At 62.4% G+C, this 21,906-nt stretch carries 21 protein-coding genes and 5 tRNA genes; 19 read left to right on the plus strand and 7 right to left on the minus strand.

Features of this window, described 5'->3' with window-relative positions:
- Positions 1-25: 25 nt before the first annotated feature.
- Complete coding sequence (locus BUA41_RS06650; RefSeq protein WP_072821036.1) at positions 26-2,476, minus strand: acyl-CoA dehydrogenase; 2,451 nt, start codon at positions 2,474-2,476, stop codon at positions 26-28.
- Positions 2,477-2,724: 248 nt separating this feature from the next.
- On the opposite strand from BUA41_RS06650, the gene betT reads away from it, so the two are divergent.
- Positions 2,725-4,779, plus strand: coding sequence for a choline BCCT transporter BetT (gene betT, locus BUA41_RS06655; RefSeq protein WP_072821038.1), 2,055 nt, complete (start codon positions 2,725-2,727; stop codon positions 4,777-4,779).
- A 96-nt stretch (positions 4,780-4,875) separates the two neighbouring features.
- Here betT and betA read toward each other — a convergent pair whose 3' ends face one another.
- From betA to betI, 3 genes are read right to left on the minus strand one after another with little or no spacing between them, the layout of a single operon-like run.
- Positions 4,876-6,564: a choline dehydrogenase gene (gene betA / locus BUA41_RS06660; protein WP_072821040.1), complete on the minus strand. Its 1,689-nt coding sequence runs from the start codon at positions 6,562-6,564 to the stop codon at positions 4,876-4,878.
- 23 nt (positions 6,565-6,587) lie between these two features.
- The gene (gene betB / locus BUA41_RS06665) at positions 6,588-8,072 is read right to left on the minus strand and encodes a betaine-aldehyde dehydrogenase (RefSeq protein WP_072821042.1); all 1,485 of its coding nucleotides are present in this window, start codon (positions 8,070-8,072) and stop codon (positions 6,588-6,590) included.
- A 45-nt stretch (positions 8,073-8,117) separates the two neighbouring features.
- Positions 8,118-8,699 (minus strand): transcriptional regulator BetI, encoded by a 582-nt coding sequence (gene betI, locus BUA41_RS06670; RefSeq protein ID WP_072821044.1) that lies wholly within the window; start codon positions 8,697-8,699, stop codon positions 8,118-8,120.
- Positions 8,700-8,841: 142 nt separating this feature from the next.
- Here betI and BUA41_RS06675 point away from each other — a divergent pair, with 142 nt between their 5' ends.
- The 7 genes from BUA41_RS06675 to BUA41_RS06705 all read left to right on the plus strand — a co-directional run bounded on the left by BUA41_RS06675 (position 8,842) and on the right by BUA41_RS06705 (position 11,785).
- Positions 8,842-9,795 carry a choline ABC transporter substrate-binding protein gene (locus tag BUA41_RS06675; protein ID WP_072821046.1) on the plus strand — a complete coding sequence of 318 codons (954 nt, stop codon included), beginning with the start codon at positions 8,842-8,844 and terminating at the stop codon, positions 9,793-9,795.
- Positions 9,796-9,847: 52 nt separating this feature from the next.
- Positions 9,848-9,924, plus strand: a tRNA-Met gene (locus tag BUA41_RS06680).
- 158 nt (positions 9,925-10,082) lie between these two features.
- Positions 10,083-10,158, plus strand: a tRNA-Asn gene (locus tag BUA41_RS06685).
- 28 nt (positions 10,159-10,186) lie between these two features.
- Positions 10,187-10,262, plus strand: a tRNA-Asn gene (locus tag BUA41_RS06690).
- Between the two features lie 28 nt (positions 10,263-10,290).
- Positions 10,291-10,366, plus strand: a tRNA-Asn gene (locus BUA41_RS06695).
- A 167-nt stretch (positions 10,367-10,533) separates the two neighbouring features.
- The gene (locus tag BUA41_RS06700; RefSeq protein ID WP_072821048.1) at positions 10,534-11,286 is read left to right on the plus strand and encodes a hypothetical protein; all 753 of its coding nucleotides are present in this window, start codon (positions 10,534-10,536) and stop codon (positions 11,284-11,286) included.
- 124 nt (positions 11,287-11,410) lie between these two features.
- Positions 11,411-11,785, plus strand: a complete 375-nt coding sequence (locus BUA41_RS06705) for a DUF6746 family protein (protein WP_072821050.1) — start codon at positions 11,411-11,413, stop codon at positions 11,783-11,785.
- Positions 11,786-11,887: 102 nt separating this feature from the next.
- Here BUA41_RS06705 and BUA41_RS06710 read toward each other — a convergent pair.
- Positions 11,888-11,964: transfer RNA gene (locus tag BUA41_RS06710), tRNA-Pro, on the minus strand.
- A 204-nt stretch (positions 11,965-12,168) separates the two neighbouring features.
- Here BUA41_RS06710 and BUA41_RS06715 point away from each other — a divergent pair.
- Positions 12,169-12,531, plus strand: coding sequence for a CidA/LrgA family protein (locus tag BUA41_RS06715; protein WP_072821052.1), 363 nt, complete (start codon positions 12,169-12,171; stop codon positions 12,529-12,531).
- Positions 12,528-13,256: an LrgB family protein gene (locus BUA41_RS06720; RefSeq protein ID WP_072821054.1), complete on the plus strand. Its 729-nt coding sequence runs from the start codon at positions 12,528-12,530 to the stop codon at positions 13,254-13,256. The genes BUA41_RS06715 and BUA41_RS06720 overlap by 4 nt, the downstream gene beginning before the upstream one ends.
- Before the next feature lie 12 nt (positions 13,257-13,268).
- Here BUA41_RS06720 and BUA41_RS06725 read toward each other — a convergent pair whose 3' ends face one another.
- Entirely contained in the window at positions 13,269-13,637 is a 369-nt protein-coding gene (locus BUA41_RS06725) for a hypothetical protein (RefSeq protein ID WP_139249072.1), read from the minus strand.
- Between the two features lie 203 nt (positions 13,638-13,840).
- Between BUA41_RS06725 and BUA41_RS06730 the strand changes: the two genes are divergently transcribed.
- The 5 genes from BUA41_RS06730 (at position 13,841) to BUA41_RS06750 (ending at position 18,413) form a co-directional block, all read left to right on the plus strand.
- Positions 13,841-14,014 (plus strand): DUF2970 domain-containing protein, encoded by a 174-nt coding sequence (locus BUA41_RS06730; protein ID WP_072821058.1) that lies wholly within the window; start codon positions 13,841-13,843, stop codon positions 14,012-14,014.
- Positions 14,015-14,144: 130 nt separating this feature from the next.
- A complete protein-coding gene (gene coxB / locus BUA41_RS06735) occupies positions 14,145-15,263 on the plus strand; it encodes a cytochrome c oxidase subunit II (RefSeq protein ID WP_072821060.1) in 1,119 nt (372 codons plus the stop codon).
- A 53-nt stretch (positions 15,264-15,316) separates the two neighbouring features.
- A complete protein-coding gene (gene ctaD, locus BUA41_RS06740; protein ID WP_072821062.1) occupies positions 15,317-16,957 on the plus strand; it encodes a cytochrome c oxidase subunit I in 1,641 nt (546 codons plus the stop codon).
- A gap of 35 nt (positions 16,958-16,992) precedes the next feature.
- Positions 16,993-17,556: a cytochrome c oxidase assembly protein gene (locus tag BUA41_RS06745; protein WP_072821064.1), complete on the plus strand. Its 564-nt coding sequence runs from the start codon at positions 16,993-16,995 to the stop codon at positions 17,554-17,556.
- Entirely contained in the window at positions 17,553-18,413 is an 861-nt protein-coding gene (locus BUA41_RS06750; protein WP_072821066.1) for a cytochrome c oxidase subunit 3, read from the plus strand. Before BUA41_RS06745 ends, BUA41_RS06750 begins: the two co-directional genes overlap by 4 nt.
- A 6-nt stretch (positions 18,414-18,419) precedes the next feature.
- On the opposite strand, the gene BUA41_RS06755 is transcribed toward BUA41_RS06750, so the two are convergent.
- Positions 18,420-18,614, minus strand: coding sequence for a DUF2909 family protein (locus tag BUA41_RS06755; RefSeq protein ID WP_072821068.1), 195 nt, complete (start codon positions 18,612-18,614; stop codon positions 18,420-18,422).
- 15 nt (positions 18,615-18,629) lie between these two features.
- Here BUA41_RS06755 and BUA41_RS06760 point away from each other — a divergent pair, with 15 nt between their 5' ends.
- The 4 genes from BUA41_RS06760 to cyoE are packed head-to-tail and all read left to right on the plus strand — an operon-like array spanning position 18,630 to position 21,879.
- The gene (locus tag BUA41_RS06760; RefSeq protein ID WP_072821070.1) at positions 18,630-19,346 is read left to right on the plus strand and encodes an SURF1 family protein; all 717 of its coding nucleotides are present in this window, start codon (positions 18,630-18,632) and stop codon (positions 19,344-19,346) included.
- Positions 19,343-19,879, plus strand: a complete 537-nt coding sequence (locus tag BUA41_RS06765) for a redox-active disulfide-containing membrane protein (RefSeq protein ID WP_072821072.1) — start codon at positions 19,343-19,345, stop codon at positions 19,877-19,879. Before BUA41_RS06760 ends, BUA41_RS06765 begins: the two co-directional genes overlap by 4 nt.
- Positions 19,880-19,912: 33 nt before the next feature.
- Complete coding sequence (locus tag BUA41_RS06770; protein WP_072821345.1) at positions 19,913-20,980, plus strand: COX15/CtaA family protein; 1,068 nt, start codon at positions 19,913-19,915, stop codon at positions 20,978-20,980.
- Entirely contained in the window at positions 20,968-21,879 is a 912-nt protein-coding gene (gene cyoE / locus BUA41_RS06775; protein ID WP_072821074.1) for a heme o synthase, read from the plus strand. The genes BUA41_RS06770 and cyoE overlap by 13 nt, the downstream gene beginning before the upstream one ends.
- Positions 21,880-21,906: the final 27 nt, after the last annotated feature.

A 21,906-nucleotide genomic window follows, 5' to 3' on the forward strand; every position in this document is an offset into this window, starting at 1 on the left:
GGCGTTGCCTGAAAGGCAAGCGAGCCTAGGCGGCATCGTGCCATACCACCTTGTCCTTGTGGGTCGCAAAGGCATCGAAGGGGAAGTCGTCGACGCTGAGCATTTCGAGCACTTCCTTCTCGTAGCGCCGCATGAACTCGGCGTCCTCCTGGCTGATCAGCCCCGCATCCAGCGCCGCCTCGATGCGCTGCTCGGGATGCAGCGCCTCGGCAGGCAGATCGCCCTTGGCGTAGGCCTTGTTGATGGCTCGATAGATCGGGTCGGCCCGGTCGTATTCGGCCAGCAAGGCGTTGTAACGCGCCAACGGGTTCTCCTGCTGTCCCTGCTCGTGCGTGTTCCAGGTGCAGTCCGTCAACTTGTGACGCAGCGCAGTATCGGTAGAGATCGCGCGGGCGATCTCGCGGGTCAGGTTGTCCTCGGGGCGCTTCCAGCGACGGCCAAGCGGCATGGTAATCACTGCCAGCGTCTTGCCCAGCGCCCGGTTGGGCAGGTTGTCGAACAGTTCGATCATGGCCTGTTCGGCGCGATACAGGAGGACGCGGCAGCTATAATGCAGCAGCGCAGCCTCGTGCTCGACCCGTTTCTCGCTGTGCCACTGCTTGAGCACCATGGAAGTCAGGTAGAGGTTGGAGAGCACGTCGCCGAGGCGAGCCGAGAGCATCTCGCGCTTCTTGAGCTCGGACCCGAGGCTGACCATGGCCGCGTCGGCACACAGACCGAAAGCTGCCGAAAGGCGCGCCACATCCTTGGCATAGGGGGCGGCGATATCGTCGAAGGGCACCCTGGGCCGAGCCATGCCGAGCCCCTGCAGGAAGGCGCGGGCCGCATTGCCGAAGATCAGGCGGGCATGGCCGAAGAAGGCCTTGTCGAAGGCCGCTTCATCGTTGGCGTCCTTGGCCGTCAACTCCTCGAGCACGTAGGGGTGGCAACGAATCGCGCCCTGGCCAAAGATCATCAGGTTGCGGGTCATGATGTTGGCGCCTTCCACGGTGATGGATACCGGGACGGCACTCCAGGCGGGACCGAGATAGTTGCGTGGCCCCAGGGTGACGGCGCGACCGCCATGCACGTCCATGGCATCGGCGAGGATGCTGCGCTGGAACTCGGTCAGCTGGCTCTTGAGGATCGCCGACGGGACGGCAGGCTTCTCGCCATGGTCGATCAGGTTGGCGGTCTGCATCACTGTGGCCTGGGCGATATAGGCATGGGCGGCGAGGCGTGCCAGGGCTTCCTGAACGCCCTCCATCTCGGCCACCGGCATGTTGAATTGGCGACGAATGCGGGTGAAGCCACCAGCCCAGCCGACGGCGTAGCGGCCCACCCCCGACGCGCCGGAGGGCAGGGTGATGCAGCGGCCAACGGAAAGGCATTCCACCAGCATGCGCCAACCCTGGCCGGCCATCCTGGGGCCGCCGATCAGGTAGTCGAGGGGAATGAAGACATCCTTGCCCACGATCGGGCCGTTCATGAAGGGGCTGCCGATGGGGTGGTGGCGGCGGCCGATTTCCATGCCTTCGGTGTGACGCGGAATCAGTGCGCAGGTGATGCCGAGATCGGTTTCCTCGCCCAGGAGCTTGTCCGGGTCGAACATGCGAAAGGCCAGGCCCACTACGGTGGCGATCGGCGCCAGGGTGATCCAGCGCTTCTCGAAGGTCAGCTTCAGGCCGAGCACCTCCTCGCCGTTGTGCATGCCGCGACAGACGACGCCGATATCGGGCAGCGAAGTGGCGTCGCTGCCGGCGCGTGGGCCGGTCAGGCCGAAGCAGGGGATCTCGCGGCCGTCGGCCAGTCGTGGCAGGTAATAGTCCTTCTGTTCATCGGTGCCGTACTTGAGCAGCAGTTCACCCGGCCCGAGGGAATTGGGAACACCCACGGTGACGGTCAATGTCTCGTTGATCGAAAGCTTTTGCAGCACCGCCGATTGCGCCTTGGCCGAGAACTCCAGACCGCCGTATTGCTTGGGGATGATCATGCCGAAGAAGCCTTCCTTCTTCAGGTAGTCCCAGAGCGCTTCGGGCAGGTCCGCCCGCTCCTCGGAAATCTCCCAGTCGTTGCACATTCCTGCCGCGACGGAGCATTGGTGGTCGAGGAAGGCGCGTTCCTCGTCGCTGAGCCCATCATCGCGATAGTCGAGCAGACGTTGCCACTGCGGCTTGCCGGAGAACAGCTCGCCGTCCCAGGAGACGGTGCCGGCCTCGAGCGCCGTGCGCTCGGTATCGGATACCTTGGGCGCTACCTTGTGGAATAGCGCCAGGATGCGCGGCGTGAGCCAGGCACGGCGCAGCGAGGGGAGTCCACAGACGGCGGTGGCCGCGGCACCGAGCAGCAGCAGGATGCCGATCACCGGTGCGCCGAACAGCAAGCCGAGGGTGCCGAGAATGACCATGACGCCCAGGGCCGACATGGCTCCCGCCTCGCGACGCATCACTTCCAGTAGACCGGCCACGGCCAATACGATCAATAGGATTTGAAACATGAGCGTCTCCAGGGTGTACGCAGGGTTGTATTCGAACGATTGTTTGAATCAATCAGCTTAGTCCATTTGTCGGTGGCTGGCTAGACAGGGGAGAGATGCATCCACTCCGCAGTTGAATTACCTGAAAGTGTGGCTTATTTTTATTGAATGTTTAATCAAAATAAATAGAAGCAGGGCGTGCATGCCGCGGCGGTCATTCCGCCCGCTCCTGCCTGACGCAAGCAACCGGTCTCCAAGGAAACCCCTTCATGGATAACAAGCCGCAGGAAGCTGCCTCTGGCGATCGCCTCAATCCCGTCGTGTTCTATGGGTCCGTCATCGGAATCGTCGTGTTCGCGCTGTGGACGATGATCTTCACCGATTCCGCGAATGCCACCATCAATGCGGTGCTTGGCTGGATCTCGGACACCTTCGGCTGGTACTACTTCCTTGCCGTGCTGGTCTATCTGATCTTCGTGATCGTCATCGGACTTTCGCGCTTCGGCAAGGTACGCCTGGGCCCCGAGCATTCACGCCCCGATTTCAACATGGCGTCCTGGGCGGCCATGCTGTTCGCTGCAGGCATCGGCATCGATCTGCTGTTCTTCTGCATCGCCGAACCCATGGCCCAGTTCCTGGCGCCCCCGGAGGGTGAGCCGGGCACCGTGGCCGCCGCCCGTCATGCCATGGAGCTGACGTTCCTGCATTGGGGGCTGTCCGGCTGGGGAATCTATACGCTGGTGGGCATGACGCTGGCGTTCTTCAGTTACCGGCACAACCTGCCATTGACCATCCGCAGTGCGCTCTATCCCATCTTCGGCAAGCGCATCTATGGCCCGATCGGTCACAGCGTGGATATCGCCGCGGTGCTCGGCACGGTGTTTGGCATCGCTACCAGCCTCGGCATCGGTGTCATCCAGCTCAACTTCGGGCTCAATTACATGTTCGGGATGCCGGAGAACACTCTGATCCAGGCGATCCTGGTGGTCATGATCGTCATCTTCGCCGCCATCTCCGCCGTGACCGGGGTCGAACGGGGCATTCGTCGTCTTTCCGAGTTCAACATGTTGCTGGCGCTGGTGTTGCTATTGTTCGTGCTCTTCAGTGGCCAGACGCTGTTCCTGCTCAATACCCTGGTCACCAACATCGGTGACTATTTAGCCAACTTCATCGACCTGTCGACACAGACCTATTCCTTCGATCCGCCTCGCGACTGGCTGAACGGCTGGACACTGTTCTTCTGGGCCTGGTGGATCGCCTGGGGGCCCTTCGTCGGGTTGTTCCTGGCACGCATCTCGCGTGGCCGCACCATTCGCGAGTTCGTGGCCGGCACGTTGATACTGCCGCTGGCCTTCATGATGGCGTGGATGTCGATCATGGGTAACAGTGCCATCGACCTGGTCATGGCCGGCGCCGAGGAGTTCGGCACCATGGCCATGAATAAGCCCGAGTCCTCCATCTACCTGTTCATGGAGAGGCTGCCCTGGACTGGCCTGACCACGCTGGTGGTCACCATCCTGGCCATCGTCTTCTTCGTCACCTCCGGGGATTCCGGCGCGCTGGTACTGTCGAACTTCACCTCGATCTTGAGCGACGTCAATCATGATGCGCCGGTCTGGATGCGCATCCTGTGGGCAGCGGTCATCGGTGTGCTGACGCTGGCCTTGCTGATGGCCGGGGGGCTCACCGCCCTGCAGAGCACCGTGGTGGTCATGGGGCTGCCGTTCTCTGTCGTGCTGTTCTTCATGATGGCCGGATTGCTCAAGGCATTGAGAGTGGAGGGCATCAAGGAGGAGAGCCATCGCGCCAGCCTGGCCGGAAGCCTGTCGGGCCGATCCTCTAGCATCGAGCGCGGGCGGGCAAGCTTGTCCCTGCGCCTTTCCCGGGCGATGAGCTTTCCGGGGCATCGCCAGGCCCGGCGCTTCCTTGATGAGGTGGTCAGGCCCGCCATGGAAAATGTGAAACAGGCACTGGAGGAGCAGAACGTGCAGAGCAGCATCGTCGAAGGCAGTGGCGACAACGAGCATCTCGAGTTGAACGTCTCCCTCGGCGACGAGCAGAACTTCACCTACCAGATCTGGCCGCGCCGCTTCACCACGCCTTCGTTTGCCCTGCGCGCGCAATGGGCCAATGCCTACTACTATCGTCTCGAGGTCTATCTGCTCGAAGGGAGTCAGGGCTACGATGTCACCGGCTACAACAAGGAGCAGGTCATCGAGGACATTCTCGACCAGTACGAGCGGCATCTGCACTTCCTGCACCTGAACCGTGAAGCGCCGGGGGACACGCTGATGCCGGACGATCCCTACCAGCCACCGGCGTGAGCATTTCGCCTGGGCTTTGACCGCCGACGCCTCGCTTGCGCGAGGCGTCGGTGTATCGGGGCAGCGGCAGGGCGCGTCTGAACCCGGTCTTCCGACTCAGGCACTCGTGGCGAGACGAGCGGGGTTGTCGTGCGCCACGTAATAGGGTACGTCGGCCTCGGGGAGCGGTTCGCGGCCGCGTACCTTGTCGGCCATCTTCTCGGCGATCATGATGGTCGGGGCGTTGAGGTTGCCCGTGGTGATCACCGGCATGATCGAGGCGTCGATGACGCGCAGTTGGTCGAGGCCATGCACGCGGCCGGCGCCGTCGACCACGGCCATGGGGTCATCGCTGCTGCCCATCTTGCAGGTGCCGCAAGGGTGGTAGGCGGTTTCGGCATGGTGTTTGACGAACGCGTCGAGCTCTGCATCCGTCTGCACGTCGGGCCCGGGGGAGACCTCGCGACCGCGGTATTGATCCATCGCCGGCTGGGCGATGATCTCTCGGGTGATGCGGATGGCATCGCGAAACTCTTCCCAGTCCTTTTCCCGGGACATGTAATTGAAGAGGATGCTCGGTGCCGCGGCGGGGTCGCGGGAGGCGAGGCGCACGCGTCCTCGACTCATCGAGCGCATGGAGCCGACATGGGCCTGAAAGCCGTGGGCCTGTACCGCGCTCTTGCCGTTGTAGCTGATGGCGATCGGCAGGAAATGGTATTGCAGGTTGGGCCACTGCTCGGCGTCGTTGGTGCGGATGAAGCCGGCCGCCTCGAACTGGTTGCTGGCCCCGATGCCCTTGCCGAAGAACAGCCACTCGGCGCCGATCCTGGGCTGGTTCCACCACTTCAGTGCCGGGTACAGCGAGATGGGTTTCGTGCATTCATACTGGATGTACATTTCCAGGTGATCCTGAAGATTCTCGCCGACCCCGGCGAGCTCCTGCACGATGGGGATGCCGAACTCACTGAGTTGCTCGGGATTGCCCACCCCGGAGCGCAGCAGGATCTGCGGCGAGGCGATGGCGCCGCCGCACAGCAGCACCTCGCGGCGGACCCGCGCCTCCTGGGCCTGCCCCTTGCGCGAATAGCTGACCCCCACCGCGCGCTTGCCCTCGAAGAGGATGCGATCGGTGGTGGCGTGGGTTTCGATGGTCAGGTTGGCGCGTGACTTGGCGATGTCCAGATAGCCGCGAGCCGTGGACGCCCGCCGCCCATTGGGCGTGGTGGTGCGGTCCATGGGTCCGAATCCTTCCTGCTGGTAGCCGTTGACGTCGTCGGTAGCCGGATAGCCGGCCTCGACGCCTGCTCGGATGAAGGCGCCGTAGAGTTCGTTGTTGCCTTCCTTGGGCGTGGCCACCGAGACCGGGCCGTCGCCGCCATGATAGTCGTCGGGGCCGATGTCGCGGCTTTCCGACTTCTTGAAGTAGGGCAGGCAGGCGAGGTAGTGCCAGTCTTCCAGCCCTGGTGTCTTGGCCCAGTTGTCATAATCCAGCGCATTGCCGCGCAGGTAGCACATGCCATTGATCAGGGACGAGCCGCCCAGCCCCTTGCCGCGGCCGCACTCCATGCGGCGATCGTTCATGTAGGGCTCGGGTTCGGTCTCGAAGGCCCAGTTGTAGCGCTTGCCCTGCAAGGGATAGGCGAGTGCCGCGGGCATCTGGGTGCGAAAATCGAAACGGTAATCGGGGCCGCCTGCTTCCAGCAGCAGTACTTGAACGTCGGGATCCTCGGTCAAGCGAGTGGCGAGCACGTTGCCCGCCGAGCCGGCGCCGATGATGACGTAGTCGAATTCACGTGGCTGCGCCATGAATCGTCTCCCTGGTGATTGGATCAGAAAACTGCTGGGAATGGCCCCATCTCGACCTGCACGGACTTGATCTGGGTGTAATGCTCGAGCGATGAAATGCCATTCTCGCGGCCGATGCCGGACTCCTTGTAGCCGCCCACCGGCATCTCGGCCGGGGAGTCGCCCCAGGTGTTGATCCAGCAGATGCCGGCCTCGAGACGATGGATGACGCGATGGGCGCGATTGAGGCCCTCGCTGAACAATCCCGCGGCCAGGCCATAAGTGGTGTCGTTGGCGCGGCGGATGACTTCCTCTTCATCGTCGAAGACCAGGATCGACATGACCGGGCCGAAGATCTCCTCGCGCACGATGCGCATGTCGTCGCTGCAATCGGTGAACACCGTGGCCTCGGCCCAGGCGCCCTTGGCGTACTCATAACTGGAATCAGCCCCCTCGGTCATGCGCTTGCCGCCGGCCAGTACTCTTGCCCCTTCCTGGGGGCCGAGCTCCAGATACGAAAGCACCTTGTCGAGATGCTCGAAGCTGACCAGCGGGCCGAAGTTGACTTCGGGGTCCAGCGGATCGCCGGCCTTGATGCGCGCCACCCGTTCCTGGATCTTCTTCTCGAAGGCTTCCTTGACCGAGCGCTGCACGAAGACTCGCGTGCCATTGGTGCAGACCTGGCCACTGGAGTAGAAGTTGGCCATCATCGCCGCGTCCGCCGCGCGTTCGAGATCCGCGTCGTCGAACACGATCAGCGGCGACTTGCCACCGAGCTCCATGGTCACTTCCTTGAGCGTGGAGGCGGCGGCGGCGGACATGACCTTCTTGCCGGTACCTGCCTCGCCGGTGAAGGTGATCTTGTCGATGCCTGCGTGCTCGGTGAGCAGGGCGCCGACATCACCGGCCCCCTGGACCACGTTGAATACGCCATCCGGCAGGCCGGCCTCGCTGAAGATCTCGGCCAATCTGAGGGTGGTCAGCGGCGTGACCTCGCTCGGCTTGAAGACCACGGCGTTGCCGGCGGCCAGGGCCGGGGCCGATTTCCAGCAGGCGATCTGGATCGGGTAGTTCCAGGCACCGATGGCTCCCACCACGCCCAGCGGCTCGCGACGGGTGTAGACGAAGGAGGTCTCGCGCAGCGGAATCTGGGTGCCCTCGATGGCCGGCGCCAGTCCGGCGAAGTATTCCAGGGAGTCAGCGCCGGTGACGATGTCCACCGTCGAGGTCTCGCTGATCGGCTTGCCGGTGTTCAGCGTCTCCAGATGGGCCAGCTCATCGTTTCGCTCTCTCAGGAGCGCGACCGCGCGCTGAAGGATGCGACTGCGTTCCATGCCGCTCATGGCGCCCCAGACCTTCTGGCCCTCGCGAGCCGATTCGACGGCGCGATCGACATCCGCCCGGGATGCCTGCTGCACCTTGGCCAGCAATTCGCCATTGGCCGGGTTGGTGACCTCGAAGGTCTCGCCGGATGTGGCGTCCACCCGGCGACCGCCGATGAAGAGTTGTTGGGTATCCAATGAAGCCATGGGAGCCTCCTGCAATGGTCAGAGTGTCGTCAGTGGGGGCGCGCCTCAGGCCAGGCATTCGGTGCGCGCCAGTCGTCCATCCAGATAGTCGTAGGCGAGACGCCGGGCACGTTCGGCATCGAGCGTTTCCGAGGCCAGGGCTCCGCGTAGCCACAATCCGTCGATCAGTGCGGCCAGGCCACGTGCGGCATCGCGCGCTTCGTCCCTGGGCAGGCAGCGACGGAACTGGAAGCAGAGGTTCGAGTAGAGTCGCCGGTCGTTGACCTGCTGCAAGCGCTGCAGATTGCCGCGGTGCATGCTCGAGGCCCAGAATGCCAGCCAGGTCTTCATGACCGCTCGACTGACCTGGTTGCGATCGAAATTGCCGTCGATGATGGCCCGGAGCTGGGCTCGGGGAGATCCACCGGCCGCGGCACGGCGCCTGGCCACCTCCTGGCCGAGATCGCCGAGTACCTGGCGCATGGTCGCCTCGAGCAGGCCTTCCTTGCCACCGAAGTAATGGCTGATGATGCCCGCGGAGACATTGGCCCGATTGGCGATGCGCAGGATGGTGGTATTGGCAAGACCGGCCTCGTCGATCGCCTGCATGGTGGCCTGTACCAGCTGACGCCGCCGAATGGGTTCCATTCCTAGCTTGGGCAAACGTTCATCCCCCTGAAAGCCAGCCTGTGTTCACATGCCCCCGCTGGGCATTCCTGTACGATTGGACATCACTGGATAGTATGGGATATCTTTATTGAACGTTCAATCAATAAAAAGGGCTGTCTTAATGAACTACAAGATCTCCGTCGGAACCATGTGCGGCACGCTGCTGATCCTTGGTGCGCCCCTGGCCTTTGCCGAAGTGCCGCAAGCGTGTCAGACGGTCCGCTTCGCCGAGGTAGGCTGGACCGACATCACCGCCACCACTGCGCTGTCTACCGAGGTGCTCGAAGGGTTGGGCTACGAGACGCGTACCGATACGGTCTCGGTGCCGATCGCCTATGCGGGCATGAAGAATGGCGATTTCGATGTCTTCCTGGGCAACTGGATGCCCTCCATGGCCTCGATCAGCGATCCCTACATCGAAAAGGGTCAGGTGGACCGGGTCGCGGCCAATCTGGAAGGCGCCAAGTACACGCTCGCGGTACCGCAATATGTCCAGGAGGCGGGGGTCACCTCGGTGGCCGATCTCGACGAGCATGCCGACAAGTTCGATAGCCGGCTCTATGGCATCGAAGCCGGCAATGACGGCAACATGATCATTCAGGAGATGATCGACAATGACGCCTTCGGGCTGGGGGACTGGCAACTGATCGACTCCTCGGAGGCGGGGATGCTGGCGGAGTTGAAATCGAAGACGGCCAACGAGGACTGGATGGTATTCCTCGGCTGGGAGCCGCACCCCATGAACACCAATTTCGACATGGCCTACCTGGAAGGCGCCGATGATTACTTCGGCCCGAATCTGGGAGGCGCGACGGTGCATACCAATACGCGCAGCGGCTATGTCGAGGAGTGCGGCAATGTCGGTACGTTGCTCGAGAACCTTCAGTTCTCCCTGGCGATGGAAAACCAGATCATGAGTGCGATCATGGACGAGGGGGAAAGGCCCCGTGAAGCGGCACGCAGTTGGTTGCAGTCCAATCCCGATGCGCTCGATGACTGGCTCGAGGGTGTCACGACCGTGGAAGGCGAGCCTGGGCTGCCGGCGGTCAAGGCCTCCCTGGGTATCGAGGGCTGATCCGGGTTGCCAAGCCGAACACTTGCGGGCATAATCTGCCCCCGTCGAGAAGGGCTACGTAGCTCAGCTGGTTAGAGCACATCACTCATAATGATGGGGTCCCCTGTTCGAATCAGGGCGTAGCCACCAGGATCGAAGAAGCGCCCACCGGAATGATTTCGGTGGGCGCTTTGTCATGCGCGGCAGGTCGGGATCGGCAGGGTCGCCACCGGGAGAGGGCGGCGATGGCCGGTGGCTCTTGACGGATGTTTCTCGTTACGTATACTACGCCGCGTGTTCCGAGATGTTCCCCGATAGCTCAGTTGGTAGAGCAAATGACTGTTAATCATTGGGTCGCAGGTTCGAGTCCTGCTCGGGGAGCCAGTTTCCGCGAACACCACATTTCGGCGATTCCCCGATAGCTCAGTTGGTAGAGCAAATGACTGTTAATCATTGGGTCGCAGGTTCGAGTCCTGCTCGGGGAGCCAACCTCCCGCCGAAGCCCGCTTCTGATGTTCCCCGATAGCTCAGTTGGTAGAGCAAATGACTGTTAATCATTGGGTCACAGGTTCGAGTCCTGTTCGGGGAGCCACTGCTTTTTCTTTATCTTCCTGCCTCCCCCCTTCGGCAATAACCCTCTTCTCCCGATAGTCGAGAATCCGGGCATTCATCAAGCCGGAAGGCTGACGCGATCCTGCCCTTGCGTGAAGCTGCCGACTATACCTTGTCTAATAAATTCCTCGTTCAAGGAGAGAGGCCATGGCAGTGACACCACGCAGAAAGGCTGAAGACGAAGGAAAGGCCGACAAGCCAGGATCCGCGGATTTGGCAAGGGGACCGCGTCGGCTGGCCGCCGTACTGGCCTTTGGTGTGCTGGCGGGGCTGGCGTTCTTCTATCTGCACCGTGGTCTTATCGAAGGAGGCGCCTTCGTCAGCCTGCTGACCCTGGCCTTCGGTGTGGGGCTGGTCACCCTGATCTGGAATCGCATCACCCATATCACGATCCTCGGCAGCGAGATCAAGTTGCAACGCCTGACACAGCAAGCCGAGTCCTTGCTTGGCGAACTCGATGTTGGCAAGGCCGATCTCTATCGCACTTCCCTGCGTCTGGTGCAGCATGCCGCCACGGCGCAGGAGGAGGATACCGAAACGCTCGGCGCAAGAGGTGCGGATCTCGTCGAACTGCTCGAGACGATCGATAGGGCGCGCCTGCTGGAGGTGCTGGATGGGGACGCACTGTCGGCCACCGATCGTTTGATCGGCGACATGTCGCGGGCACTGTTGCCCGCTGCCGAGTCCTCGTCGACAACGGAAAAGGAGGTGTCACCGCCCGATATCGAGGCGCTGCAAGCACGTCTCGCACGGCACGATAATCACCGGGTGGGCATCCAGGGAGCCGATGTCGGCAAGGATGATGCGCCGGATCGTGCCGCCGCCGCCTTGAGGGCTCTGCTGCGTTATCGACGCAGGCTTCTGGAGATTGCCGAGGCGAAAGGCACCGCAGAGACGTGAACGAGCCCGCATGAATCACAAGCCAGGGTGGCGATACCGTTGCGCAAGGTTTTCAGGCGTTATATAGTCGCAATCGCAAACTATTATCGTTTAACTACGCTATCCAACCACTAGGGAGAATCCCATGCGATACCTGGCTCAGGCCGCAACATTGGCAGTCGTCCTTGGTTCCGGCACCTTCGCCGTGGCCGATGAAGAGCGTCCCGAACATTTCGCCGGCGAATCCGCCGAGACGCTCGAGCAGGCGGTAACCAACTTCTCCGAATACAACCAGCGCCTGGAGGAGTTGTTGAACCAGGAACTCACGCCGGAACGCATGGCGAAGATCCACGAGCTGAGCTACACCCTGGAAAACGCCTTGGCCAAGATCGACGAAGAAGTCGATCTGATGAGCGTGTTGCTGGAGGACATGCACCTGGCCTCCGAAAGTGCCGACCCACGCACCACCAAGAACGCCGGCAAGGCATACCTGAACTCGGGCCAGACCCTCGTCGAGTGAATCCTGGAGCAATGCACGCTGTGCATTGCTCGCATCATCCCATGCTCACAACAAAAAACCGCCACCCGGCATGATCCGTGAGTGGCGGTTTTTCTTTATTTCTGGTCGGAGCGACTGGATTCGAACCAGCGACCTCTGCAACCCCATTGCAGCGCGCTACCAAGCTGCGCCACGCTCCGTGATCTGCTGCCCGTAAATCAGCGTGTGCTGATGTGGCTGGCAGCGAACGAGGCATATAGTAGCGATTTCCCTGCCAAATGCAAGCGTGGAATACGCTTTCGTTTCAATCGCTTGTTACTGATGGAGCAGTGGAGGGGAGTGGTGCGTGCAACATGCCGCTTTCATTGTATTATTCGTGCCTCGAACATGAGAGGGAGAGTGCGATGCCTTTGATCATCGGCATGAGTGTACTGCTGGGGTGTCAGTTCCTCGGCGAATTGCTGTCCCGGGGGCTGGCGATCCCCGTTCCTGGCCCGGTGCTGGGCATGGTGATTCTGCTGGTCGGGTTGCTGGTCAACGGCCAGGTGCCGGATGCCCTGCGCAAGACCGGGGAAGGATTGCTTCGCTACCTGACGCTGCTGTTCGTGCCTGCTGGCGTGGGGCTGATGGTGCATTTCGGGTTGATTCGCGCCGATTTCTGGACCCTGGTGATCACCCTGGTGCTGTCCACGGCGATCACCCTGGCGGTGACCGCGAAGGTGCTCGACTGGTCGGCACGACGCTATGTCGGGAGGAAAGGGCAATGAATCTGGTGCCCCTCGACCAGCTGTGGGTCTATCTCTCCGGCAACCCCTTGCTGTCGCTTCTGGCCACACTGATTGCCTTCGTGCTGGCCACGCGTATCAACCGCTGGCTGGGCGGTTCGCCTTTCGCGCATCCGGTGCTGGTGGCGATTGCACTGTTGATCGGCTTCTTGCTGCTTACCGGCATCGACTATGCGACCTATTTCCAGGGGGCGCAGTTCATCCACTTCCTTCTGGGGCCGGCCACGGTCGCCCTGGCTATACCGCTGTTCGACCATCGCGAACGCGTCAGGCGCATGCTGATGCCGATTCTCGTAGCCTGTGTGACGGGCATCGCGGTGGCCGTGGCATCGACGTTGGGCATCGGGCTAATGATGGGGGCGCAAAGCGAGACGCTACTCTCCTTGGCGCCACGCTCGGTCACTTCGCCCATCGCCATGGGCATCGCCGAGCAGATCGGAGGAATCCCTTCGCTGGCAGCGGGACTGGTGCTGCTGACGGGTTCCGTGGGGTGTGCATTGGGGCCAATGATCTTTCGCTGGCTCGATATCAAGGATCCCAGCGTCCAGGGTTTCACCATGGGGCTGGCGGCCCACGGGTTCGGCACGGCTCAGAGCTTCGCCTCCCTGGGTGCCATGGCCGGCGCCTTCGCCGGCCTGGCCATGGGCCTGACCGGCATGTTGACGGCCTTTCTGTTGCCCTTGATCACGGCACTATTCGGCTTCTGAGAGGGAGTTGCTTCAGCAGATCTCCTCCCACAGGCATTCGCGGAAGTCCTTGGACAGCTCGGTGACCTTGTGCATGCGATTCATGGTGGCCTCGTGAATCTCTCCAGCCACTTCCTGGTAGTGCGCGGCCATTGCCGTCGGATCGCCAAGCAGCTCCTGGTTCATGGCGCCATGGGCCAGCTTCTCGGTCGAGATGGCCATGATCTTGAAAAACTCGGCTTCCTGCTGCATGGCGTTACCCAGCATCTCCAGCCACACCAGTTGTAGACGGGCAGAGGCATTGGCCGATTCCATCCATTGCTGCATCCACCAACTGGGAAGCGCGGCAGCATCGACATCGGCCAGTGGAGACGGAAAAGGGGTGGAGCGTGATGTTGCCATGAGGTCCCTCCTGCGAGCGTGAACGAGAGTAGGGGATGCCAGCTACCAGTGTAGGCCTTTAAGGTGTCTCTGGACCATGATCGTCAAGTTATCTGAATAGAACTTGATGCGGGTCAGATTCGAGCGTTGAATCGAGGCTATGGAGAGTGGATTCGCAGAACCAGCGTCCATGCCAGAGCGACAGGCGTCAACCGGGAGGGGCCATGTGGGAAGTCGTCAAATCGGTGCTGTCGGCATTCTTCGGCGTCCAGAGGGAACAGCGCCGGCGCCGGGATTTCGAGCAAGGCAAGCCGGGGACTTTCATCGTGGTGGGCATCGTGCTCGCCATGCTGATGGTCATCGTCGTGATGGCGATCGCCATCATGGCCGCGGGCTGAGCTCCGCAGCGTTTAATTTCGTGGCGGACCGGTTCTCGCGAATCCGAAAGCTCTTCTATACTCGTCAAGCACACCCTAATTTATCCGTAATGGTCGCTCCGACGATATTAGAACAACTAAGGAGAGGTGGATGCGCAAGATGTTAGTTCTCGCTGCCCTGATGGCGAGTGTCACCGGTCTGTCTCGTGCGGCACGAGCGGCAGGCTGGAACATGCCTGTCGGCGTCACGGAAGTCAGCCGTGACGTCTACGGCCTGCATATGGTGATCTTCTGGATCTGCGTGATCATCGGCGTGATCGTGTTCGGCATCATGTTCTACTCGCTGTTCCGTTACCGACGATCCAAGGGAGCACAGGCGGCCCATTTTCACGAACACACCACCGTCGAGGTGTTCTGGACGGCAATCCCGCTTCTCATCCTCGTGGCCATGGCGATTCCGGCCACTGCCACCCTCAAGGACATGTACGACGCCTCCGAAGCCGAGCTCGATGTGATGGTCACCGGCCATCAGTGGCGGTGGCATTACCACTACATGGGCGAGGACATAACGTTCTTCTCCAATCTGGATACTCCCCGGGAACAGATCGACGGCACGGCCGAGAAGGGCGAGAACTACCTGCTCGAGGTCGATCAGCCCCTGGTCTTGCCCGTGGGTCGCAAGGTGCGACTGCTGATGACCTCGTCGGACGTCATCCATTCCTGGTGGGTGCCGGATCTGGCGGTCAAGAAGGATGCCGTGCCGGGGTTCGTCAACGAGGCCTGGACACGTATCGACGAGCCTGGCATCTACCGCGGTCAGTGCGCGGAACTGTGCGGCAAGGACCATGCCTTCATGCCGGTCGTGGTGCAGGCCATGGAGCAGGAGGCGTTCGACACCTGGCTCGCGGAGCGCAAGCAGGAGGCCGCCGCCGCCGCAAGCGGGGTCGATCGTGAGTGGAAGCTCGAGGAACTGGTCGAGCGAGGCGAGAAGGTCTACGGCTCGATCTGTGCCTCCTGTCACCAGGCCGACGGGCAGGGCACGCCGCCGACATTCCCGGCGCTGGCGGGCAACCAGGCGATGATGGACGATCTCGATTGGCACATCGATGTTGTCGTCAACGGTGTATCCGGCTCGGCGATGGCGGCCTTCAGCGGCACGCTCAATCCTGTCGATCTCGCTGCGGTGATCACCTACGAGCGCAACGCCTGGGGCAACGAGACCGGCGATGTGGTTCAACCGGCGGAAATTCAGGCGCTCATAGACCCCTGATCGCACGAGTACGTAATCCTGTGCGCAAGTCGACTTGCGAGGAGAATTGATCGATGGCTCCCAACTTGCCTCCCAAGGCACCGCTCGAACACAGCCAGAGTGTCGCGGGTAGCCCTGCGGCTCATGAGGAAGAACACCACTACCGCAGTGGACCGCTGCGCTGGCTGCTCACCACCAACCACAAGGAGATCGGCACGCTCTACCTGATCTTCTCGCTGTCGATGTTCCTGATCGGCGGTGTCATGGCCCTGGTGGTGCGGCTCGAACTGTTCCAGCCGGGTCTGCAGATGGTGCAGCCCGAGTTCTTCAATCAGATGACCACCATGCATGGCCTGATCATGGTCTTCGGTGCCGTGATGCCCGCCTTCGTGGGGTTGGCCAACTGGATGGTGCCTCTGCAGATCGGGGCGCCTGACATGGCGCTGCCTCGCCTCAACAACTTCAGCTTCTGGCTGTTGCCGATCGCCTTCACATTGCTTTTGGCGACCCTGCTGATGCCCGGTGGTGGGCCCAACTTCGGATGGACCTTCTATGCGCCGCTTTCCACCACCTATGCACCGCCCTCGACCACCTTCTTCATCTTCGCGCTGCACATGGCGGGCATCAGCTCGATCCTCGGGGCGATCAACATCATCGCGACGATCCTCAACCTGCGGGCGCCGGGCATGCGCCTGATGGACATGACGCTGTTCGTCTGGACCTGGTTGATCACCGCCTTCCTGCTGATCGCGGTCATGCCGGTCCTGGCCGGCGTCATCACCATGATGCTGCTCGACATCAATTTCGGTACCAGCTTCTTCAATGCCGCCGGGGGCGGCGATCCGGTGCTGTTCCAGCACCTGTTCTGGTTCTTCGGGCATCCCGAGGTGTACATCATGATTCTGCCGGCCTTCGGCATCGTCTCGGTGATCGTGCCTACCTTCGCCCGCAAGCGTCTGTTCGGCTACGCCTCCATGGTCTATGCCACGGCCTCGATTGCCATTCTGTCGTTCCTGGTATGGGCGCACCACATGTTCGCGGTCGGGCTGCCCCTGGTGGCCGAACTGTTCTTCATGTACACCACCATGCTGATCGCCGTGCCCACCGGGGTGAAGGTGTTCAACTGGATCACCACGCTGTTTCGCGGCTCGATCACCTTCGAGACGCCGATGCTGTTCGCCCTGGCCTTCATCGTGCTGTTCACCATCGGCGGGTTCTCGGGACTGATGCTGGCGATCGCCCCGGCGGATTTCCAGTACCACGATACCTATTTCGTGGTGGCGCATTTCCACTACGTGCTGGTGCCCGGGGCGGTGTTCTCGATCATGGCCGCGGTCTACTACTGGCTACCCAAGTGGACCGGCCATTATCCGGACGAGCGCATCGGTCGCTGGCACTTCTGGCTCTCGGTGATCGGCGTCAACCTGCTGTTCTTCCCCATGCATTTCGCCGGCCTCGCGGGCATGCCGCGTCGGATTCCCGACTACGCCCTGCAGTTCGCGGATTTCAACATGGCCTCGAGCATCGGCGGCTTCCTGTTCGGGTTCTCGCAGTTGCTCTTCGTCTGGGTCATCGTCAAGTGCGTGCGCGGCGGCGCCAAGGCGCCGGCGAAGGCCTGGGAAGGCGCCAGCGATCTCGAATGGACGCTGCCTAGCCCGGCACCGTTGCATACCTTCGAGACGCCACCGGATCTGCGCGGGTTCAAGTTCCACTGACATCCGCCGAGGGCAGGAAACCGGGAGGGCAAGCCATGACGCCAGTACAGCGAACGGTCACCAAGACCCTGATCGCACTGTTGATGATGGTAGGGTTCACCATCGCCCTGGTGCCACTGTATGACGTCTTCTGTCAGATCACCGGGCTCAATGGCAAGTCCGCCAGCCAGCCACGAGCGGTCGTCAGTGGCGAGGTGGATGAGTCGCGCTATGTCACCGTGCAGTTCATCACCCGCACCGGCAGCGGTCTGCCCTGGCGTCTCGAGGCCCTGAACCGCCAGGTGCGCGTCCACCCCGGTCAGGCCTACGAGGTGCGCTTCGCCTTCGTCAACCATGGCAAGACCGCTTCCCGGGGGCGGGCCGTGCCCAGCGTCAGCCCCTCCGAGGCCTCCCTGCACCTGCGCAAGGTGACGTGTTTCTGTTTCCAGGAGCAGCGACTCGAGGCGGGAGAAAAGCTGGAGCTGCCCATGATGTTCCAGCTGTCCAGCGATCTGCCGGAGGGTATTCATACCGTGACCCTGGCCTACACCCTGTACCCCGTGGCCGAAGGCCCGGTGGCGAATAACAAGAGCACATCCATGCAAGGAGGTGATGCATGAGCGGTGGCAGCTACTACGTACCCGCGAGCAGCAAGTGGCCCATCCTCGCTGGCTTGGCGGTGGGGTTGTTCATGATCGGCACGGGCATCCTGCTGGTCTTCGACACCGGCTTGGTGCTGGTGCCCATCGGGGTGGTGGCGATCGTCGCCGTGATGGCGCTGTGGTTTCGCGATGTGATCAAGGAGTCCCGAAGCGGCCTCTACGATGACCAGATGGATCGCTCCTTTCGCTGGGGCATGGCCTGGTTCATCTTCTCGGAGGTGATGTTCTTCCTGGCCTTCTTTGGCGCCCTGTTCTATGTGCGGGTCTTTGCGCTGCCCTGGCTGGATGGAGAAGGGGCGAAGGGTGTCAGTGCCTTGCTGTGGCCCGATTTCGCCGCCAGCTGGCCGCTGATGAGCCCGCCTGATTCGAATGTGGCGGGCCCCAAGGAGGTCGTCAATCCCTGGCAGTTGCCGCTGGTCAACACGCTCTTCCTGGTAACCTCCAGTATTACGCTGACGCTCTCCCACGAGGCACTCAAGGAGGGCCATCGCGACACCACGCGCAACTGCCTGATCCTCACGCTGGTGCTGGGAGTGCTCTTCGTGTGCGTGCAAGGCTTCGAGTACTACGAGGCCTATCATCATCTTGGCATCACGTTGCAAGCGGGCATATACGGTTCGACCTTCTTCCTGTTGACCGGCTTTCACGGTGCTCATGTCACCATCGGCGCCATCATTCTCGGTGTGATGCTCTGGCGTATCCAGAAAGGGCATTTCTCGGAGCACAATCACTTCGGTTTCGAGGCGGCTGCCTGGTATTGGCATTTCGTCGATGTGGTATGGATCGGGCTGTTCATTTTCGTTTACGTGTTTTGAGCGTGGTCAGACACGGCCCAGGTCACCCACGTAAAACCCGTAGAGCAACAAAGCGATGAGCAGCGACGCCAGGCTGACGCGAACCTTCAGGGATGTCAGCAGACGCCTGGATCGGCTGTCGTCGCGTATGAGATAGCCGGCTCCCATCAAGAGGCTGGTGAGCATGGCCAGAAAGACGGCGGCAATCAGGACTTTGAGCATGAGGGACTCCGTGTCATGGGCATATTCAGTTCAAACAAGCTTGCCGATGGCGTCAAGAAAAAGTCGCTCTGGTGGCTGGGCTGGGGGCTGGTGATCGTGCTGGGCCTGGTGCTGGGAGGCTGGCAATGGCAACGCGCCGAAGAGAAGCGTGCCTATCTGGCCCGCCTCGAGGCCGCCCCGACCCTGACAATGCCGGAAACGACGCCGCCCGATGGTGCCGAGGTTCGACTGGCGGGGCGGTTCCTGGCGGCGCAGACCCGTTTTCTGGACAACCGCGTGCGCGATGGGCGTGTCGGCGTTGCCGTCCTCACGCCGCTTGTCGATGTTCACGGACGTCACTGGCTGATCGAGCGGGGATTCGTGCCCTCGGGGCCGGAACGCAAGGACCCGGTCGTCGATACGCCCACCGGCCGGGTCGAGCTCGCGGGTCTGTGGCAGAGCGCGGGTCAGGACGCACCCTTGTTCGGCCCCAACCAGGAGGGCAACCGGTTGCAACGCATCGAACTCTCGGCCTGGCCAGAGGCCCTCACCTTCGCGCATGACGGCTGGTTGCATCAGCGTGAAGGCGAAGGGCGCTTCGCTTCCTGGTGGACGCCCTCGGTGATGCCCCCCAGCAGACACCTCGGTTATGCCGTGCAGTGGTGGGGGCTTGCCCTCGCCGCGACTGCCGTGATGTGGCTGGGGCGCCCGCGTGCCAGGCTGCAGTCACGAATCATGGAGACGAGATCATGAGCAGAGGCATCTCCTGGAACCTGCGACAGAAGCTCAAGCTGCTGGCATTTATCGCCCTGTTTTCCGGCCCTCTGGTTGCCGCCTGGGCGATGGTGGAGTGGCGGGTCGGCATTCCCGAAGAGAAGGCTGCGCATGGTCGGCTCGAACCCACCTTGCCGCCCTTGTCGCAGTGGCCGCTGGAAGAGGGCGCCGCGACGCTCGATCATGAGGAGTGGGTCCTGGCCTATGACTGTCTGCTCCCCTGCGGTGGGCTGGCCGATCGCCTATGGCGGCTGCACCGGGCATTGGGGCGCGAGGCGCCTCGTGTGACGCGATTGCGCCTGGGCGGGGGGCAGGACCCGCTGCCCGGCGAGCAGGTGGTGCACTGGCAGGAGCGGCCAGCGTGGAGCGACGATGCGGTAACCTGGCTCATCGATTTCGAGGGCCGGGTGGTGTTGAGCTACGGGCAGGACGACGATCCGTCGGAAATTCTCGAGGATGTTCGTCGCCTGCTGCGCATGAATCCGGAAATCGAGCGACTGTCGCGGGAGTGAGGTGTCCATGCTGGCATCAGGGGGAGGGGGTTCATGGCGGTATCGGTAGAAGAAAGACGACTGCGCCTGGCCAGGGCCTTGAGTCTGATGGGCGTTCTGCTGGCGTTCGGCGTGGTACTGCTGGGAGCCTGGACCCGATTGGTCGATGCCGGTCTGGGATGCCCCGATTGGCCCGGCTGCTACGGGAAGCTGATAGTGCCGGACGATGCCACGGCCCTGGCGCACACGCCTCATGCGCCGCTGGACGCCGCCAAGGCCTGGGCCGAGATGATTCACCGCTATGTGGCTAGCGGTCTCGGCCTGTTGGTGATCGGCCTGGTGGTGCTGGCCTGGCGGTCGCGGAACGTTCCTGGCTATCCCCATCGGACCAGTTGGCTGTTGCTCGGCGTCATCCTGGCCCAGGGCGCCTTCGGCGCCTTCACCGTGACCCTCAAGCTCTGGCCCCAGGTCGTCACCTTGCACCTGCTGGGTGGCTTGTGCGTGACGCTGCTGTTTCTGTGGTTATCGCTGCAGCTGCGTCGGGTCGGGACTGACGCCCCTCCCAGGACGCGTGCATCCTGGCCCGGTGGCTTGTGGCTGCTGGCCATCGTGCTGCTGGTCGGGCAACTGGCACTGGGGGGGTGGACATCGAGCAACTATGCCGGTATCGCCTGCCAGGGAGTGCCGACCTGCAATGGCCAGTGGTGGCCGGATACGGATTGGAAGGAGGGCTTCAACCTGGCCCAGACCATCGGCCCCAATTATCTTTACGGCAAATTGCACAGCGAGGCGCGTACAGCCATCCACCTGGCGCATAGGCTCGGCGCCTTGGCCCTGGGTGTCGTGCTGCTGCTCGTCACCTGGCGTTACTGGGCGTGGCATGCGCTGCGACCCTCCCTGATCCTGCTGTTGGGGCTCTATGGCGTGCAGGTGGGGCTGGGTATCGCAAATGTCTTGCTGTGGTTGCCGCTGGGGCTGGCCCTGGCCCATACCGCTGGCGCGGTCTTGCTGGTGCTCGCCATGGCCACGACGGTCTGGCGGGCGTCCAGCCTCTCCGGGACGGCCCCAGGGCAAGCAGGACGCAACATGGCAAAAGAAGGAGCGGGTCCATGCGTAGCCTAGTGATGACAAGCACGGGACCAGCGGCACGTCTCTGGCGATGGCAGGATCTGGTGACCCTGGGCAAGCCCAGGGTCGTGGTGGTCATGCTGGTCTGCGCGATGGTCGGCATGGCCCTGGCCGTGCCCGGGCTGCCACCTGTCGATGCGGTGCTGTTCGGGCTGCTGGGGATCGGGTTGTCGGCTTCCGGTGCGGCGGCCTTCAATCACGTGCTCGACCGGCGCCTGGATGCCATGATGCTGCGCACGTCCCGGCGGCCCGTCGCTTCCCGGCGTCTGCCGACGCCCTTGGCACTGGCCTGGGCGACCCTGTTGTCGATGATCGGGATAGGCGTGCTGATGTGGCAGGTGAACACCCTGACCGCTTGGCTTACCCTCGCCTCGCTGATCGGCTATGCACTCATCTACACGGCGTTTCTCAAGCGCGCAACACCGCAGAACATCACCATCGGTGGCTTGGCCGGCGCGGCTCCGCCACTGTTGGGTTGGGTGGCGGTCAGTGGCGAGGTGCACCCGGATGCCCTGTTGCTGGTGCTGATCGTCTTTGCCTGGACACCGCCGCATTTCTGGGCCTTGGCCATTCACAAGCGCGACGAATACGCCCGGGCCAAGGTCCCCATGTTGCCGGTCACCCATGGCGAGGCATTCACCCGATTACAGATATGGCTCTATGGCTGGCTGACCGTGGCGATTACCTTGCTGCCCTTCGCCACCGGCATGGCGGGACCGGTCTACCTGGCCGGCGTCACCGCGCTGAATGTGCGCTTCATGGTCTGGAACTGGCGGGTATGGCGTGGTCATGACCCGCGTGCGCCGATCGCCGCCTTCTGGTTCTCGATCCGCTACATCCTCGGGGTCTTCGCAGCGCTGTTGCTGGATCACTATGCGGTGCTGCTGGGCTGAGTGCTGACCCGGGCGGGCTGAAAGCGC

The sequence above is a fragment of the Modicisalibacter ilicicola DSM 19980 genome (genome assembly GCF_900128925.1).
GTDB lineage: Bacteria > Pseudomonadota > Gammaproteobacteria > Pseudomonadales > Halomonadaceae > Modicisalibacter > Modicisalibacter ilicicola.